The sequence below is a fragment of the Streptomyces sp. NBC_00385 genome (assembly GCF_035917155.1).
Classification (GTDB): domain Bacteria; phylum Actinomycetota; class Actinomycetes; order Streptomycetales; family Streptomycetaceae; genus Streptomyces; species Streptomyces poriferorum.
This window is the reverse complement of record NZ_CP107951.1, coordinates 4,980,242-4,996,264: the sequence shown is the minus strand read 5'-3', so window position 1 is coordinate 4,996,264 and position 16,023 is coordinate 4,980,242. Positions and strand designations below refer to the sequence as shown.

The window sequence follows — 16,023 nt, the reverse complement described above, 5'->3', positions numbered from 1 at the left end:
CCCGCCCCGCACCCACACCCCGACATCCACAGGGAGACACGCATGCTCGCCGACCTCAGAACGCATGTCGCACGCCGGCTCGGCCTGACCGAGGAAGAGGTGTTCGCCGGCCAGCCGCTCTCCGCCGTCCTGGTGGCCTCGCCGAGCGCCATCAACTCCATCGACCTGCTCGACGCGTTCGCCGGGGCGCTCGCCGACGTCGGTGTCGACGACGACGTCGAACTGCCGACGATGACCCTCGATCACACCGCCGAGGAAGTCGTGTCGGCCCTCGGTAAGCAGCTCGCCACCACCTCCTCCTGAACCGGAAGGCGCGAACCGTGCTGATCATGACCGACATAGTCAAGGAGCTCCGCGCCGGGGCCACCATCACCGATGTGCTGCGCGTGCAGCAGAGCTACCACGAACAGCGCCGCTGGGGAACGGACAGCCTCTTCGACGGCCGCCGCCTCGACCGGCCGCGCGCCGGCGACAAGGCCGCCCTGTGGCACGCCTCCCGCGCCGAACTGACCACCCAGCCGGCCGGCCTCCGGCTGGCGGTCGACGGCGTCAAACTGGCCAACGAGATCCGCGAGTCCAACCCGCTCGGCGCCGACGTCCTGCACATCGCCGCGGCCTGGTCGGCCCGCTACTGGCTGGAGGAGGAGGCCCACCACGAGATCGCCTTCGGCCGGCTGATGGAGATGGCGGGCATCGACCCCATCGACGAGGACGAAGTCATCGAGTGCCGGGGCGAGCTCCCGATGGACAACTACGTGCGCGTCTGCATGCTCCAGGCGTGCGTGGAGATCGAAGCCTGTGTGTCGTACGGCTGGCAGTCCCGCGCCACCGAGGACGCCCTGGTGCGCGACGTCTTCCACACGGTCATGAAGGACGAGGTGCAGCACCGGCAGTACTTCGCGTCCTTCGCCAAGGCCCTGGTGGACACCGGCGTCTACCCCGTGAAGGACGTCCTGTCGATGGCGTACACCTGGGTCCGCCCCGACGGGGGCGAGACCTTCGGCGCGGCACGTGAGGCCCAGACCGAGCGCCAGGGCCACGTCAACTGGTGGGAGCGGACCCGCTCCGGCGACGAGGAGTTCGCGCTCGCCGACGACGCACTGCACGAGGGGTCGGTGCACGCGAAGAAGCTGACCAGCGTGTTCGCCCTGGTCCGCGAGGTGACAGGCGTCCAGACCCAATCGTATGAGGACTTGAAGCGTGCCTACTTCGCCAGTCTCCGCACGAACGATGTCGACCGGATTCGATCTGCAGTCCGTAACGGAGCTGCGCGCGAAGCGGCACTTGCTCAGTAGCGGCGCGCTGTTCACCGCCGGCGAGCTGGCGCACTGCCACTCCCGGCCCGACCCGTACGCCTCCTTGGCCGGGCTCTTCTCGGCCAAGGAGGCCTTCGTCAAGGCCCTCAGCTCCCTGGGTGGCGCACCGGCCCACACCTTTCCCGAGGTCGAGGTGGTGCACGGCCCCGCGGGGCAGCCACGGATCCAGCTGCACGGGCCGATCGCCCAGTGGCGCCTACAGCAGGGCCTCGCCGTGGAAGTGTCGATCAGCCACACCGGTGATCTCGCCGGTGCGGTGGTCGTCCTCCTGGCCGGGCCGGCACGGAGCGGAGTCCAGACCCCATGACCGCCGTCACACCGCAGGAGTTCGAGCACACCTGCGAAGTCGCCCTGCGTCCCAACGACTTCGACTGGGCCGGGCACCTGAACAACAGCGTGCACGTCCAGCTCCTGGAGTCGGGCCGCTGGCAGTGGGGGCTCGCCCTGGGCGCCGACCTGCGGGACAGCTCCCTGGTGGCCGTCGTGCTCCAGCTCCAGCTGGACTATCTGAAGACGGTCGACTGGGACCCGGTGGGACGCCTCGTCGTCCGTACGTCCCTGGCGGGCCGGTCCTCGTACAGCTTCACGCTCAGCCAGGACATCGAACGGACCGACGGCACGGTGGTCGCCCGGGGAAAGGTCCGGCTGGGGCTCGTCGACCGCGACACCAAGCAGATCCACCGGGCGGACCTTCAGGCGCTGTTGAACACGCCCGGGAGGGTGGCATGACCGGGAACACACTGCAGGAGGCCGTCGCCGGACAGGCCCACCGGCACGACGCGACCGTCACCTTCGGCACCTCCGCCAAACGGGAGTCCCTGACCTACCCCGCGTTCGCCGAACAGATCGCGGCCGCCGCCGGCGGCTTCGTCCAGCAGGGGGTACGCCCCGGGGACCGGGTGATGATCCGCATCGGCAGCTCCCGTGAGGGGGTGCTCGCCCTCCTGGGTCTCATGCACATGGGCGCGATCCCCGTCTCCGTGAAACCGCGCGTCCCGGGCGCGATCACCGCCCAGTACTTCGCGCGGGTGACGCACCAGCAGCACGTACGCCACGCCTTCCGGATCGCCGGACACGGGCTGAACGAACTCCAGTTGGTACTCCGCCCCGGCGCCACGCCCGAACCCGCCCCCGGGGACCGTGACGGCCTCGCGTTCATCCAGTACACCAGCGGCTCCACCGGAATGCCCCGCCCCATCCCGCTCAGCCACCGGGCCGTGCTCGGCAACATCCAGGCCATCCGCGTCGTCGCCGGCATGAAGCCGGGCCACGCCGGCCTGATCGCCCTGCCGCTCCACCACGACATGGGCCTGATCGGCGTACTGACCTCCCTGGTCCAGGGCATCGACCTCGTGGTCGAGGACCCGGGCACCTTCCTGCGCAGACCCATGGCGGCTCTGCGGCTGATGCGCGACGCGGAAAGCGTGCACAGCGCCCTGCCCGACTTCATGCTGCGCTACCTCGCGGCCCGGATCGACGAGGCGGCCGCGGCACAGGAAGCCCCCGACCCGCGGCTGCTCAGCGTCTGGCGCACCGTGTTCTGCGGAGCCGAACCCATCCGCCCGCACTCCGTGCGTACCTTCCTGAACGCCGCCGGCCCCTGGGGATTCGACTCCACGGCCCTGGTGTTCTGCTACGGACTCGCCGAGGCGGCGCTGATGGCCACCTCACACCGCTACGTGGACGCCGCCACCAGTTTCCGGACGGACGGCCCCACCACATCCGCCTGCCTCGGCCGCACCATGCCCGGCCTGGACCTGCGCATCGTGGACGAGCAGGGCCTCGACTGCGCGGAGGCGGAGGTCGGCTCGGTACAACTGCGCGGCGCCACCCTGTTCGACGGCTACGACGGAACGACCGACCACCGCACCACCTGGTTCGACACGGGCGACCTGGGACACCTGCGCTCGGGCCGCCTCCACCTGAGCGGCCGCAGAGGCGACCGCATCTCGGTCAGCGGCGTGAACATCTTCGCCACCGACATCGAACAGGTCGCGGCAACGGTCCCCGGCGTCGCCGAATGCGTGGTCCTGCCGTCCGCCGAATCGTTCGCCGTCGTCGTCGTACCGGAACGTTCCCAGCACATCGACACGGCCCAGGTCGCCACCCGCATCGCCGCCGACTTCGGCATGGCCCCGGAGCGCGTGATGGAGGTGACGCACAGCGCGGTCGCCCGTACGGCGAGCGGCAAGCCCGCCCGCACCCACATGGCCGCACAGCTGGAACAGGGCACGCTGGGATGACCTACTTCGCCGCGCCCCGTGCGGCCGTCCAGTCCGTCAGCGCCTGCGAACGGCAGACATGAACGAATCCGGCCCGGTCCGACACCACCCGCCTCCCCGCGCATACACCGACACCTTGATCGAACCGGCTCGACCACACACTCACCCATGGGGAACATCCCAGGTCAGAAGGCGTACCACGAGCCGACGGCGGCGCACAGCGACAACGGGGGCGACCTCCGCAACCCCCATCCGCTAGGCTGTCAGCGGTCAGTCGACCTCGAGTGCGCCTGCCCGGGAAAGTGTCCTACCGGACCCTGCCCAGGCACCGCCGCAAGGCCGCATGACCAGGGCGTTTGCCTCACTCCGCCCCGGCATTCCCCCCAGGGGTTTCCGGCAAGGTTTTCGGCAAGCCCCCGCCTTCGTAGCTCAGGGGATAGAGCACCGCTCTCCTAAAGCGGGTGTCGCAGGTTCGAATCCTGCCGGGGGCACAGCACAACAAGCCGCTGACCTGGGGTTTCACCCCCAGGAAGGCGCTCTACTCGGCCCCGGACTCATCGTCCGGGGCCGTTTGCGTGAGCGGTGCGTGAGCGGACGGGGCAGCGCCTTCCCTAATCCGCCCCCACGGATCAGCACCGTCCGGCACGGAGACGTCGGCCTCTGCGGGCTCGGTGCCCACCCCGGGCCGAACGTCCTCGGCGGTGGTGCGCGCTCGCGGCACCAGCCGGGCCGCAGCCTCCGCGATCGCCAGATCCGCCTCGGGGAGCAGGCTCGTGTACGTGTCCGACGTGATGGTGATCGAGGAGTGGCCGAGCATCTCCTGGATGTCCTTCAGGCCGGCACCTGCTGCGTGAGCCAGAGTCGCGGCGCCGTGACGGAGGTCGTGGAGCCGGACCGGCGGGAGGCCGACCTCCTCGTACAGCTCGATGAATCGCCGCGTGACGTTGGCAGGGTGGAGCAGTTCTCCGTTCTCACGGGTGAAGACCCTTCCGGTCTCCACCCAGGCGCTCCCCCACTTCTCGCGGTCCTTGTCCTGCTGGGTGCGGTGCTGCTTGAGGGCCTGGACCGTGTCGGAGTCGAGGGCGATGGTGCGCGCTCCGGCGTCGGTCTTGGGGTCGTCCTCGTACACCTCCCAGCCGTTCACCACCAGTTGCTTGGCGACGGTAAGGAGGCCGGCGCTCAGGTTGGTGTCGGTCCACCTCTGACCGCATGCCTCGCCTCGCCGTAGCCCACGGAAGGCGACCAGGTGAAACAGCGCGTACAGCCGGTCCTCGGCTACATGGTCGAGGAAGAGCCCGGTGTGTTCCGGCGTCCAGACCATCACCGGCGAGGGCGTCTCTCCGGTGCGCCTCCAGTGGAGGATGCGCTCCTCGGTCCACACGAGCGCCTTGGGACGCCTGCCCGCCTCCAACTCGACGTGGGAGGCCGGGTTGAAGGTGATCAGCTGTTGAGCGATCGCGGTGTTCAACGCAGCACGCAGTGTGGAGCGAACGCGTTGGCGCGTTGCCGGACCGACGATCCGGCGGTAGGGCTCCATCTCAGCGATGGCCGCTTTCATCGCCTTACGGCGGGCGCGCGGCTCGCGCCCCTTCCAAGGGATCTGCGCGAGATCCTCGACCGCTTTGCGCCGAGCGGCGTTTCCCTCGGCGATCTCGACGTTGGCCTCGGCTATGGCCTCGAACATCTCCGACAGATGGGTGACCCGAAGGCGGTCGAGTCGCAGGTGTCCAATGCGCGGCTGAAGATGGACACGAATGTTGCTCTCGTCGCGGCTGATCGCGCTCTGCCGCCCCTTCTTGCCCGCCAGCCAGATATTCAGCCAGTTGCCGACCGTGAGGCGGCTGGTGAGGTCCAAGCCGTGGCTCAGCCGCCGACGGGTCGACTCGATGTCCGGCAGCGGGGCCTTCTCGTCCCCCACCTTCTCCAGCAACTCTGCGATCTGATCCAGACCTTCGGAGTCATCGGCGTCGGCAAGGCCGAGGAGTGCGCGTATGTGGTCGAGGTCGGCTTGCGCGGCTTTGAGGCTCTCGTAGCCGGCACGGCTGAACGAGCGGCGGGTTCCGTCGGCACGGGGCGGGAGTTCCTGGCGTACGGAGTAGGAGCCGTGCTTGCGGCCGGCGAGCTTGGGGCACTTCTTGCCGAGCGGCTTTCCGGTCTTGGGGTCGCGGCAGTAGCAGCGGCGGTGGGTGGAGCCCTTCAAGGGCGTTCCTCCTGGGTGGTCTCAGGGGCCCATTTGGGCGGGTCTACGTCGTGAAGTGCGGGTGGGAGGTCGGGCGGGGTGGCTCCGTCTTCGCGGAGCTCGCGACGGAGGTAGCGGAGCTTGTACTTGGCGGAGATGGCCTGGTCGGCGTACGCGCTCTGCTTGCGTTCGGCCTCTTCCTGCTGGGCGCGGCTCGTTGCCGTCCTGGCCGCGAACCGTGCCTGCTCTTCCTCGTCGAGCGCGGCCAGTGCGGTGCGCACGAGACTGGTGTGGGCTTCGAAATCGGGCACGAGGCCCGAGTCATAACCGAGCACTTCCTCTTCGCCGGTGAAGCGCCGCAGGGCATCCCAGGTCGGCACGAGGCCCTGAAAGGGGAGTTCCTGCGTCCGGTCGACGTAACCGACCGGGAAGATCAGGCAGGCCGGATACGTCTCCAACGCGGCGGCCAGGACGATGACGTCCACCAGCGGGAGGCCGGCCCGACGGCCCGACTCCATGTTGGCAATCACGTTGCGGGGAATGGGGTGCCCGAGCTCCTCGCACCGATCGGCCAGATCCTGCGCGCTCCACCCCATCTCCTTCCTTCTCCGGCGGACCTCACCGGCCACGTTTGCCTGGACCCGGTCCACCCACTCCGGGAAGTCATCCTCTTCATCATCCGAACGACGTTGTGTCATGTAGACACATTAGCTTGAGGATGCTGATTGGTAGACGCCTGGAGCCGGACGGGATGACCACGTTCGCCGAGGGCTGTACCGAAAGGGATGCCGCATGCGCGATAACACCACAGGGGGACAGCCCAAGGGCATGAGCCGGGAAGACCTGTTGGCCTTGCCGGTAGCCGTTGACCTGGAAACAAGCAATCGAGCCCTGGGCCTCGGCCGAAGCAAGGGGTATGAGCTGGCGAAGCGGGGCGCGTACCCGTGCAAGGTCCTGCGGCTCGGCAACGCCTACCGCGTCGTGACCGCAGATCTGCTGGATCTGCTCGGGCTGGCGGCATGAAGGGACGGCAGCGTAGCAAAGCATTCTGCGTTGAGCTGACACAGAATCGCTGGACTGTCGGCAGGAGTGGACGTACGGTCCGTGTTCCCTCGGGGTACGAAGTGGGCCTCCGGCGAGGCAACGCCGGAGGCCCGAGCAGCCCCGAACGGCCCTGGAAGAACCAACCCGGCGGCAAGGGCAGGCAAGCCCACCACCGCCAGACGAGGAGCTGCCCCGTGGAACACGCGGCAACCGAGCCCTATTCCACCCCTGACAAGCCTTCGTGGCCGCCGGTGGCCATACCCGGCCAGTCGACGGGCCACCCTGCTTCACCGGGAGAGCCGCCCGCAGCCGTCTCCGAGACTGCCCCGGTATCCGAGGGGGATGAGGTGCTGACGGAGCTGCTGGAGCAGATCCGCCGTTACGTCGTACTGCCGAGCGAGGAAGCGTTCACGGCCGTGACGTTGTGGGTGGCGGCGACTCATCTGCAGACGGCATGGCAGCACGCCCCGCGCCTGGCTGTGGTCGGGCCGGCGAAGCGGTGCGGCAAGTCGCGGCTGCTGGACGTGATCACCGAGAGCGTCCACGATCCGCTAATCACGGTCAACGCGTCAGCCGCCGCGGTGTTCCGGTCGATCACCGCCACACCGCCCACCCTGCTGGTCGACGAGGCCGACACTCTCTTCGGCTCCGTGAAGGTCGCGGAGAAGAACGAGGAGATGCGCGGCCTGCTCAACGCGGGGCACCAGCGTAACCGCCCCACCCTGCGGGTTTCCGGACCCAACCACGAGGTCTCGAAGTTCCCCACGTTCGCCATGGCGGCCCTCGCCGGCATCGGCGACCTGCCGGACACGATCATGGACCGGTCGATCGTCATCCGGATGCGGCGCCGCAGGCCGGGCGAGAAGGTGGCGGAGTTCCGTACCTTCCGTGACACCCCGCCCCTCCACGCGCTGCGCGACCGGCTCGTCGCCTGGCTGGCCCCGCTGCACGCCGAGGCGATGGAGCTGACACCGGCCATGCCGGTCGAAGACCGCGCGGCCGACACCTGGCAGCCGCTGATGACCGTTGCCGACCTTGCCGGCGGGACGTGGCCCGACCTTGCCCGCACAGCCTGCCGGGTCATGGCCAAGCACGAGGCCGAGCAGGACCAGGACAGCAGTAGCCTCGGCATCCGCCTCCTGGCCGACATCCGCCGCGCCTTCGCCACCGAAGGCAATCCGCCGGCTCTCCGCACCAGCCGGCTCCTCGACATCCTCAACCAGGACGCCGAGACCCCCTGGCCGGAGTACACCACCAACGGCCTGACTCCTCGGGGCCTGCAGATCCTGCTCAAGGAGTACGGCATCAGCTCCGCACCCCGCCGCTTCCACGGCAACGTCCAGGCCCGGGGCTATGCCCTCCTGCATTTCACCGACTCCTGGGCACGCTACTGCCCCGAGCCCGCACCGGAAGCCACGACCGGGGCCTGACCCGGCACGACCCGTCACGACTCGTCTCCGCGCAGGTCAGCGCGGTGACGAGTCGGGACCCGGTGACGAGTCGACTCGATGTCACCTCCGCACCCGTACCTGCCCTGACCAGGCACGCGACGAGTTGCGACGGGTCTCTCCCACCCGCCACCGGGCCACACCAGTCTCATCTCCGTACCCCTGGAGCGCTCCCCCTTGCCTTCTCCCACTTCCACCGCGGCACCTTCCCCTGCCCCGGTGCCCTTGACCGCAGCGATCCGCACAGGCGTGGCGCTGCTGGCCGTGGCAGCCTTCGCGCTTTCCTACGACGCCCTGCGTCAGATGGCCGCCGCCAGCCACATCCACCCGGCGCTCACCTACGCCTTCCCGCTCGTCATCGACGGGTTCATCGCCATCGGGATCGGCGCCCTGCTCGTCCTGCGGACCGCGCCCCTGTCCGCCCGCCTCTACGTCTCGGCGCTAGTCGGCACCGCCACCGCCACAAGCATCTGGGCCAACGTCCTGCACGCCATCCGCCTCAACCAGCAGACCCGCCACGACGGACTCTCTCTCGACGACCTCACCGTCGGGGCCATCTCCGCCATCGCGCCACTCGCCTTGGCCGGAGCCGTCCACTTCTACCTCCTCGTCGCCCGGCGCCCCGCTGCCCCTGACCGCCACAGCCCCGAAGCCCGCCACGAACCCGCCAAGGAACACCAGACCGGCCCGCTCGCTCCGCCAGCCCTCACGGGTACCGACGACGAGGTGCCGGGGCCCATCGCGAAGCAAGAGACGGAGACGCCACAGCAGCCTGGGAAGCCGGTAAGCAAACGGTTGAGCGTTTCCCGAGAGCAGGCCGTAGCCATCGGCCGCACGGCTCCGCTCGGGCGGGCCGGCCGTGCCTCGCGCCGCAGCATCGAGAAGGCAGTCAGGGACGAGGGTTTCGGGATCTCCCGAAGCCGTCTGGATGAGGTCAAGGACCTACTTCAGGCCGAGCTCGACGCTGCCACCACAAGCACCGGCTGAGGCACGCAGCCCACGTTCCCCAGCCCGTTCCTCCCTCGACCAGGAGTGGAGGAACGGGCCCTCTCCCTCCACCACCGCTTGCAGGAGCCCACATGCACAGCCCCGACCACGAACCCTCGTCACCCAAGCAGCAGCTGATGTCATCCCCAGCACCAGGCGGAGCAAGGTATGGCGTTGGACCGTCCAAGGGCCGGTCCAACGCGATCCCCGCCCCAGGGGTGGCGGAGATACCTGGGAGCGAGGGCGCTCCCAGGACAGAGACCGGCGTGGTGCGAGCTGCCGATGAAGCCGCGCTCTATCGGGTGGCCAGCCGCCGTGCACGCCAGGACGTGCAGCGCACCGAGCGCGTCGACGTCCGGTACAGCGTGGACGAGAAGAGCGAAATCATGGCCGAAGCCCGGCGGCTCGGGCTTGCCGGCGCCCACTTCGTCGGTGCCGTCGTCATGGCCCATCTCCACGGCGACCATGTGTTGCCTGCCCACCGCACACGGATCGACGACCTGATCGACGAACTTGCCGCCCTGCGCACCCAGGTCGCCCGGATCGGGACCAATGTCAACCAGATCGCCCACCGTCTCAACGCTGGTGGCAATCCACACCCTGGGGACAAAGACACGCTCGCGACGGCTGGCCAGGTCCTGGTCCACGCCCGCCAGGCGGCGACTGCGATCGATACCGTCGCGGTCGCGGCCGCCACAACGCACCGGGATGCTTAATTGATCGCGAACATCGTCAAGCCCGGCCGCAAAACCCGCGGTGTTCTCAATTACCTCTATGGTCCAGGCCGCGCCAACGAGCATGCGGATCCCCACCTTGTGGCCTCCTTCGACGGCTTCGCCCCCGACCCCGGCCGACACCCCGACGCCACCCTCGCCCAACTGACAGCCGTCCTCGACCTGCGCGTGCTGCAGGCCGGCGAACGGGCTCCGAAGGAGCATGTGTGGCACTGCTCGATCAGGGCCGCGCCTGAGGACCGGCCCCTGTCCGACCGGGAGTGGGCCACAATCGCCCGGCGCGTGCTGAACGCCACAGGCATTGCCCCGGCCGGTGACCCCGATGCCTGCCGCTGGATCGCCGTCCGCCACGCCAACGACCACATCCACATCGTGGCCACCAAAGTCCGCGGCGATCTCCGACCGCCACGGAACTGGAACGACTACCTGCATGCCGACAACGAACTCGTCGCCATCGAGAAGGAGTACGGACTACGCCAGGTCCCGCGAGGAGACCGAACCGCCGCGAAACGATCCACGCGCGCCGAGCGGGAGAAAGCCCACCGCACCGGTCGGCCCCAGACCGCCCGCGAGCGCCTGCGGATCACCGCCCGCACTGCACTTGCCGCAGCCACCACGCCGCAGGATCTTTTCACCATCCTCGGCGGCTCTGGGGTGCTCGTGGAGATCCAGCGCTTCCCCTCAGGAGACATCCGCGGTTACAAGATCGCCCTCGACGGCGACACCAACAAGGAAGGCCAACCCGTCTGGTTCTCCGGATCCACTCTCGCCCCTGACCTTTCCTATCCCAAGATCAGCGAGCGTTTGGCACCTGCGGAAGCGTCCTTGGCAATGCCGCCCCAACCCGACGCCTGGCGACGACTCGCACAGGCCACGGACCGCGTGCCCGATCTGCTCTCATGCAGCGATGGCAGGACCGGGCAGGCGCACATCGCGGCCCTCGCCGAGACCCTCGACGCACTGCCCCTGCGCGCTCCGGCCGAGCTGCGCCCCCAGCTCATGCGGGCAGCCACCGCCTTCGAGCACGCCGGCCGATCACGCATTCGCGCCCACCATCAGCAAGCTCGTGCCACCCGGAGCGCCGTCAAGGCAATCCTGCGTGAACCCGCTCCAAAGGACGGGGCGGCCCTCGCAATCCTTCTCGACGCCCTCGTCCTGGCCGTCATCGCTGCACGTCACTGGCACCAGACCCACCACCACGATCAACAGGCCGAAGCCGCACGACAGGCAGCCGAGCACCTCCGTGCCGCATACCAGGCGGCCACAGTCCAGCCGATTGTTGTGATTCACCAGCGGGGCCGCCACCTCGCCCTCTTCCTGCAGGAACAACAAGCCGCAGTCGCCCGCCAGGCCCTGCCAGACCTGGCCGAGCAGATCCTTGCCGAACCCGGCTGGCCCGCTCTCGCGGCCACACTCGTCGCCACGAAGAAGGCCGGACACGATCCAGCCGCTCTCCTCACTCAGGCTGCCCGGCACCGCGAACTGGACACGGCCACCAGCTACAGCGAGGTCCTCACCTGGCGCCTGAACCGCCTCGCCGACCTCCCGCAGCACACCCAACCCACTGCGACCGAAACACCGTCCCCGCCCCGAGCCGTCCGACCCACTCAACAGCGCCGTACACGCTGAGTCTCCGCATGCCCAGGAGAACTCCGACGGATTTGGCCCCCACGCCCGCGCGCCCGTCACCTGTCTGACTACGCGGGCATGACCCCGTGATGCCACCGGGGCCCATGTGCGCAGCGCTGGCCCCGGTGACATGCTCACATTCGTCTCTCAGGCCGTAGCAACACCTGAGAGAGTTCCGTCACGAAGCGCACCTCGGAGGACGTGGGCGATCTCCTCGGGCTTGAGATCGATGCCGTCGATCCCCTCCACGGTCAGTGGAACCTCCTCCAGTGCGTATTCGCCCCGGCCCTGGGCACTGAACTCGGGCCCGGTGCGGTCATCGAAGGACCAGGTCGCAATGCGGGTGAGGTAGAACAGCTGACGCTCGTCGTCGGACTCCATCGTGTGAAGGAGGCGGACGATGTCCGCCTTCCCTGCGATCTCCTCGTGGATCTCCCGGTGAAGGGCAGCCTCCCGGGATTCGTCTTCGGCTTCGACACCTCCACCGGGAAGCACCCAGTACACGGGAACTCCAGGCTTGGTACGGCGGATGACCAGCATCGTGTCGTGCTCGGTGACGAGGACGGCGCGGACTCGTTCGATCATTCGGCTCTGTCTCCTTGCTTATTGACGGTCTCAGTGCATCAGCCAGCCGCCATCGACGTGGACTGATTGCCCAGTGATGAACGATGCGGAGGGCCCGACGAGGAACGCCACGAGCGCCGCCACATCTTCGGGCCGCCCCCGGCGGGGAACACACTGGCGCCTGATCTGGTCCTCCGGACTGGCGCGATGGCGGGCGGGGATCGCGGTCTCGGCCTCGACCTGGATGGCGCCGGGTAGGACCGTGTTGACGCAGACTCCGTACGGGCCCAGTTCACGAGCGAGGGATCGGGTGAGGCCCAGGAGCCCTGCCTTCGCGGTGCTGTAGGCGACGAGGTTGGTCCGGCCGGCGCGGGCGTTGACGCTGCTGATGTTCACGATGCGGCCCCAGCGCCTTTCGACCATGCCGGGGGTCACCGCGTGGCAGGCGCGGTAGTGCGCTGTGAGGTTCACGTCGAGGGAGTAGTTCCAGGCAGCCTCGTCGGTGTCCTGCCACGGGACACGTGGGTAGGCCCCGGCGTTGTTCACGAGGATGTCGATGGGGCCGGCCTCTGCACGGACCCGGTCGGTCATCGTCTGGACTGCGTCAGGGTCGGTCAGGTCGGCGTCCATGGCCACGCCAGGACTTCCGCCGCGGTCGAGGGCGGCGAGAAGTGCCTGCGCCTCCCTCTCCTGACCAAGGTGGTTGATGGCCACGGTCGCTCCTGACATGGAGAGTGCGCGGCCGATCTCGGCACCGATGCCGGTGGCCCCGCCGGTAACGAGGGCCGTTCGGCCTTGCAGCGGCCGGGCCTGGAGATGGGCCTCAAGCAGGGGCAGGGACATTGCGGCTCCGTTCGGCGGGGTCGGGGTGCAGGGCCGGTGCGGTGGAGAGGAAGGCATCGAGGTCAGTGCCGGGGTGCTGGCTCTCAGCAAGCTTGACCAGGACGAGCAGGAGGTCGTGGCCGGTCAGCCGGGCCGCCGGAATGACTCCGAGGATGCGCAGGGCGAAGAAGGCGCGGAGTGCCTCCATACCGATGCCGCCAGGGCCACAGAGCCCGCGCAGTGCCCCCACTAGGGCAGCGTGGCGGCCGGCGCCGGTGTTCCAGCTGTACCGAATGTCGATGTGCCGTGTGGCGGCGTCCAGTTCCAGGTGGTCGATGCGAGGGCTGGTGTGGGAGGGCAGTGCCAGACGGAGAGTCCGTGCGTACACGTCGGGCTGGTAACAGGGGACGAGCCAGCCGCCCAGGGCCATGAGGTACCAGAGCAGGTTCGCGGCCTCACCCGCGACGGTGTTGCGACCGGCTAACTCGAAGTCGAGCCAGCACAGCGGGTCAGCGATGTTGGGCTCGGTGGGATCGCCCTGCGTCAGCCCGGTTGGCCAGAGCCGGTCGGGGCTCAAGACATGGCGGACACGGTCGATGGATGCGGCGACGTTCAACGTGAGCGGGCGGCCGTTGGCGGTAACTGTGTAGCCGGCCAACTCCTGGACGGTGAGCGTCACAGCTGTGTAAGGCAGGGTGATCGGCAGGTCCCGCCGCGTGTACCAGCGGTCGAGCCGGCCGCCGGGCCGGATCCGGTCGAGGTAGAGATCCGGCACGCACTCGGCGAGTCGAACCACCTTTCCGGTCTCGTCGGCCGCCGCCCGCAGGTCGTGGCAGACGCCGCCCACGAGTCGGGCCAGGCGCGGCAACACCTCCGGATCGCGATCGGCCAAGGCGATCACATCGCCGAGCAGTAGCTCGCACCGTCCGCTCGCGAAGACATCCTCGTACGCCAGTAGATGGCGGCCCGGCAACGCCGGACACCTCTCCAGGGCCGGGACCCGGATGCGGGAGGCAAGCTGCGACCAGCCCCGTACTTCGGCTTCGGCGGCCTCCCGGGTCGCGACTTCTTTACGGAAGGTGGCCGCGGTTGAAGCCCTCGGCCCGCCGCTCGCGCTCACCCCGCTTCTCCGGGAAGGGTGGCCAGCCAACTGCGCAGGACGACCTGCGCCAACTCCTCGGCGGCAGACCGCTCGGTGCGGGCCGCCGCGACCATGCTCGTGTCCGGCCAATCCGCCTCTACAAGGGTCTGCAGGGCGTCGCTGTCGGAGGGGCACTCGATCCCGCTGAACCGCAGCTGGATCTTCGCCAGGAGTGCGGTGACCTTGTAGAGGTCGCGAAGGTCGGGCGCCCCCTTGAGGAGCTGGCGCCGGATCTCGACGGCAGCCTGGATCCCGTCACGCAGGCTCACGTCAACGTCGGTGGCCGCGTCCGGGGCAGGCAGAGCCAACCCCTGGTCACACCACAGGGGGACGAGGCTGCCGCTGCCGATGAGCGCAAGGATGTGCAGGAGTCTGGAAGTGACGGCTCCGGCCAGGCACTCAGCACGGGTCAGCACGGTCAGACCGAGTTTGACTCCGCCGAGTTCGGTTTCCAGGTCTGCCAGGACGCGGCGCATCCCCTCCAGGGACTCGGCGTCGGCAACAACGAACACGTCGAGGTCGCTCCAGCCGTGCTGGTACTTGCCCCGGGCCCCGCTGCCGGTGACGGCCAGAAGGTCGATCAGGGGCTGCGGTCCGGTCAGGCGGTCGAGGAGTGTGGAGAGGTAGGACTCCAGGTGTACCGGCAGGCCCAGGGCGTTGACCGGCATGGTGCTCGGCTGGTGCTCGGGCCACTGGCGGGCCAGGACCAAGTGGTCCAGACGGCGTTCCAGCGCCAGGCGCGGCCCGTCGTTGCTGATGACCTCCTGGGCAATGGAGGCGATCTTGTCGGCACCCCTGGCGCTCTTGACGCGGTCCCGGTCTGCCACGTCTTGTGCACCCGCAGTCCCACGCTGCGCGCGAACGGCTGCGGAGGTGTCCAGGTAGGTGACGGTGAGCTGGGATCCGAGCATCCTGGCGAGCTCGACCGCCGAGTCGAAGTCGTGCAACGACTCCACGCTGACACAGTCGAGGAAGTGGTGGGCCTCGCAGTACCGATCGAGGCCGTCCACGATCAGTTCGGCCTGGACAACCGGCGGCACCCGGTACGGGTCCTCGATGCCTGCCCGCTCGGCGGCGTCCTCGATCAGGTAACCGATCTTGAGGCGGGCATGCCTGTGGTGGGTTCGTAGGTACTCGCCGGCCGTGCTCTTGCCGCTCTCCGACATCCCGCCGAGGGCGGTGATGTGCACGTCTGCCAGCGCTCGGCTGGGAATGGCGGGGTGCAATGGCGCAAGGTGCCTGCGGACCTCGTCCTGGATGGTGATGGTCGGTCGGTCGCCGATGCGGATCAGCATGGCGAAGCGGCCTTCCGCGATAAGCCGGTTGATCTGCATGTGGAGGTGGCGCTGGTAGGCCGCGTAGATGTCCGTGACGGTTGCCTCGTGGGACAGGCTCCGGCGGGTACCTTCCTCGGCGTCCTCACAGTGCAGGAGCAGGAGGGCGCGTTCGTCTCGTTCTGCTGCGCGAAGATCGGACTCGTACGGCGCCAGGAGGGAGCGGGCGCGGTCGGCGGCCCGCCAGGCATTCAGGTTCTCCCGTACGGCGGCGGTGGCCGCGACGGACGCCTCCAGCATCGGGATCCCGCGGTCCAGAAACCGCACGGGCGCGGAGTACGGATACCGGGAGCGCTCCAGGTAGGAATGGGCGAGGACATCGGCGACCTCCTCGACCGGCCCCGTCTCGAACCACCAGCGGGCCATGCCGTCGGCCTTGATGGCCGCCCAGCGCCCGTCGTAGTAGTCAAGAGGACCTGCCGAGGTGGCTGCGGAGCCCATGCGGCGGGCGAGGATTCCGATCTGTTTGGTCTTGCCGGTGTTGTCTGGACCGCTGAACGCGACTGACACAGGCAGGGGCTGCGTATCGCTGCTGAGCTGGCTGATCATCGGCTTCCCTTCGCAGGTGGTGCAGAGCAGGGAGGACATGGCGGGAAGGCGGTG

The 16,023-nt window shown here is 68.8% G+C and carries 16 protein-coding genes and 1 tRNA gene; 11 read left to right on the top strand and 6 right to left on the bottom strand.

The features are described 5' to 3' along the window. Positions 1–42 precede the first annotated feature (42 nt). The 6 genes from OG959_RS22395 to OG959_RS22370 all read left to right on the top strand — a co-directional run bounded on the left by OG959_RS22395 (position 43) and on the right by OG959_RS22370 (position 4,029). On the top strand, positions 43–303 hold the full coding sequence (locus OG959_RS22395) for a hypothetical protein (protein ID WP_219575382.1): 261 nt from the start codon (positions 43–45) through the stop codon (positions 301–303). A gap of 26 nt (positions 304–329) precedes the next feature. After that, on the top strand, positions 330–1,295 hold the full coding sequence (locus OG959_RS22390) for a hypothetical protein (protein ID WP_326661051.1): 966 nt from the start codon (positions 330–332) through the stop codon (positions 1,293–1,295). Continuing rightward, a complete protein-coding gene (locus tag OG959_RS22385) occupies positions 1,285–1,623 on the top strand; it encodes a holo-ACP synthase (protein WP_326661049.1) in 339 nt (112 codons plus the stop codon). Before OG959_RS22390 ends, OG959_RS22385 begins: the two co-directional genes overlap by 11 nt. After that, on the top strand, positions 1,620–2,045 hold the full coding sequence (locus OG959_RS22380) for an acyl-CoA thioesterase (protein WP_326661047.1): 426 nt from the start codon (positions 1,620–1,622) through the stop codon (positions 2,043–2,045). Before OG959_RS22385 ends, OG959_RS22380 begins: the two co-directional genes overlap by 4 nt. Further along, the gene (locus OG959_RS22375; RefSeq protein ID WP_326661045.1) at positions 2,042–3,559 is read left to right on the top strand and encodes an AMP-binding protein; all 1,518 of its coding nucleotides are present in this window, start codon (positions 2,042–2,044) and stop codon (positions 3,557–3,559) included. The genes OG959_RS22380 and OG959_RS22375 overlap by 4 nt, the downstream gene beginning before the upstream one ends. Before the next feature lie 397 nt (positions 3,560–3,956). Beyond that, positions 3,957–4,029: transfer RNA gene (locus OG959_RS22370), tRNA-Arg, on the top strand. A 47-nt stretch (positions 4,030–4,076) separates the two neighbouring features. Here the strand turns inward: OG959_RS22370 and OG959_RS22365 are convergent. Both OG959_RS22365 and OG959_RS22360 read right to left on the bottom strand, forming a co-directional pair. Further along, the gene (locus OG959_RS22365) at positions 4,077–5,738 is read right to left on the bottom strand and encodes a site-specific integrase (RefSeq protein ID WP_326661043.1); all 1,662 of its coding nucleotides are present in this window, start codon (positions 5,736–5,738) and stop codon (positions 4,077–4,079) included. Then, entirely contained in the window at positions 5,735–6,415 is a 681-nt protein-coding gene (locus tag OG959_RS22360) for a helix-turn-helix domain-containing protein (RefSeq protein ID WP_326661042.1), read from the bottom strand. The genes OG959_RS22365 and OG959_RS22360 overlap by 4 nt, the downstream gene beginning before the upstream one ends. Before the next feature lie 94 nt (positions 6,416–6,509). Between OG959_RS22360 and OG959_RS22355 the strand changes: the two genes are divergently transcribed. The 5 genes from OG959_RS22355 (at position 6,510) to OG959_RS22335 (ending at position 11,559) form a co-directional block, all read left to right on the top strand. Next, positions 6,510–6,740, top strand: coding sequence for a hypothetical protein (locus OG959_RS22355; RefSeq protein ID WP_103492428.1), 231 nt, complete (start codon positions 6,510–6,512; stop codon positions 6,738–6,740). Between the two features lie 215 nt (positions 6,741–6,955). Continuing rightward, entirely contained in the window at positions 6,956–8,191 is a 1,236-nt protein-coding gene (locus OG959_RS22350; RefSeq protein WP_326661041.1) for a DUF3631 domain-containing protein, read from the top strand. A 195-nt stretch (positions 8,192–8,386) separates the two neighbouring features. Continuing rightward, on the top strand, positions 8,387–9,196 hold the full coding sequence (locus OG959_RS22345; RefSeq protein WP_326661039.1) for a DUF2637 domain-containing protein: 810 nt from the start codon (positions 8,387–8,389) through the stop codon (positions 9,194–9,196). 266 nt (positions 9,197–9,462) lie between these two features. Next, a complete protein-coding gene (gene mobC / locus OG959_RS22340) occupies positions 9,463–9,912 on the top strand; it encodes a plasmid mobilization relaxosome protein MobC (protein ID WP_326661038.1) in 450 nt (149 codons plus the stop codon). Further along, complete coding sequence (locus tag OG959_RS22335) at positions 9,913–11,559, top strand: relaxase/mobilization nuclease domain-containing protein (protein WP_326661036.1); 1,647 nt, start codon at positions 9,913–9,915, stop codon at positions 11,557–11,559. It abuts the gene before it with no gap. 147 nt (positions 11,560–11,706) lie between these two features. On the opposite strand, the gene OG959_RS22330 is transcribed toward OG959_RS22335, so the two are convergent. The 4 genes from OG959_RS22330 to OG959_RS22315 are packed head-to-tail and all read right to left on the bottom strand — an operon-like array spanning position 11,707 to position 16,008. Beyond that, complete coding sequence (locus OG959_RS22330; protein WP_326661034.1) at positions 11,707–12,144, bottom strand: NUDIX hydrolase; 438 nt, start codon at positions 12,142–12,144, stop codon at positions 11,707–11,709. Positions 12,145–12,174: 30 nt separating this feature from the next. After that, positions 12,175–12,966, bottom strand: coding sequence for an SDR family NAD(P)-dependent oxidoreductase (locus OG959_RS22325; protein WP_326661032.1), 792 nt, complete (start codon positions 12,964–12,966; stop codon positions 12,175–12,177). Continuing rightward, entirely contained in the window at positions 12,947–14,065 is a 1,119-nt protein-coding gene (locus OG959_RS22320) for a hypothetical protein (RefSeq protein WP_326661030.1), read from the bottom strand. The genes OG959_RS22325 and OG959_RS22320 overlap by 20 nt, the downstream gene beginning before the upstream one ends. Beyond that, the gene (locus tag OG959_RS22315) at positions 14,062–16,008 is read right to left on the bottom strand and encodes a nucleotidyltransferase domain-containing protein (protein ID WP_326661028.1); all 1,947 of its coding nucleotides are present in this window, start codon (positions 16,006–16,008) and stop codon (positions 14,062–14,064) included. Before OG959_RS22315 ends, OG959_RS22320 begins: the two co-directional genes overlap by 4 nt. Between the last annotated feature and the right edge of the window lie 15 nt (positions 16,009–16,023).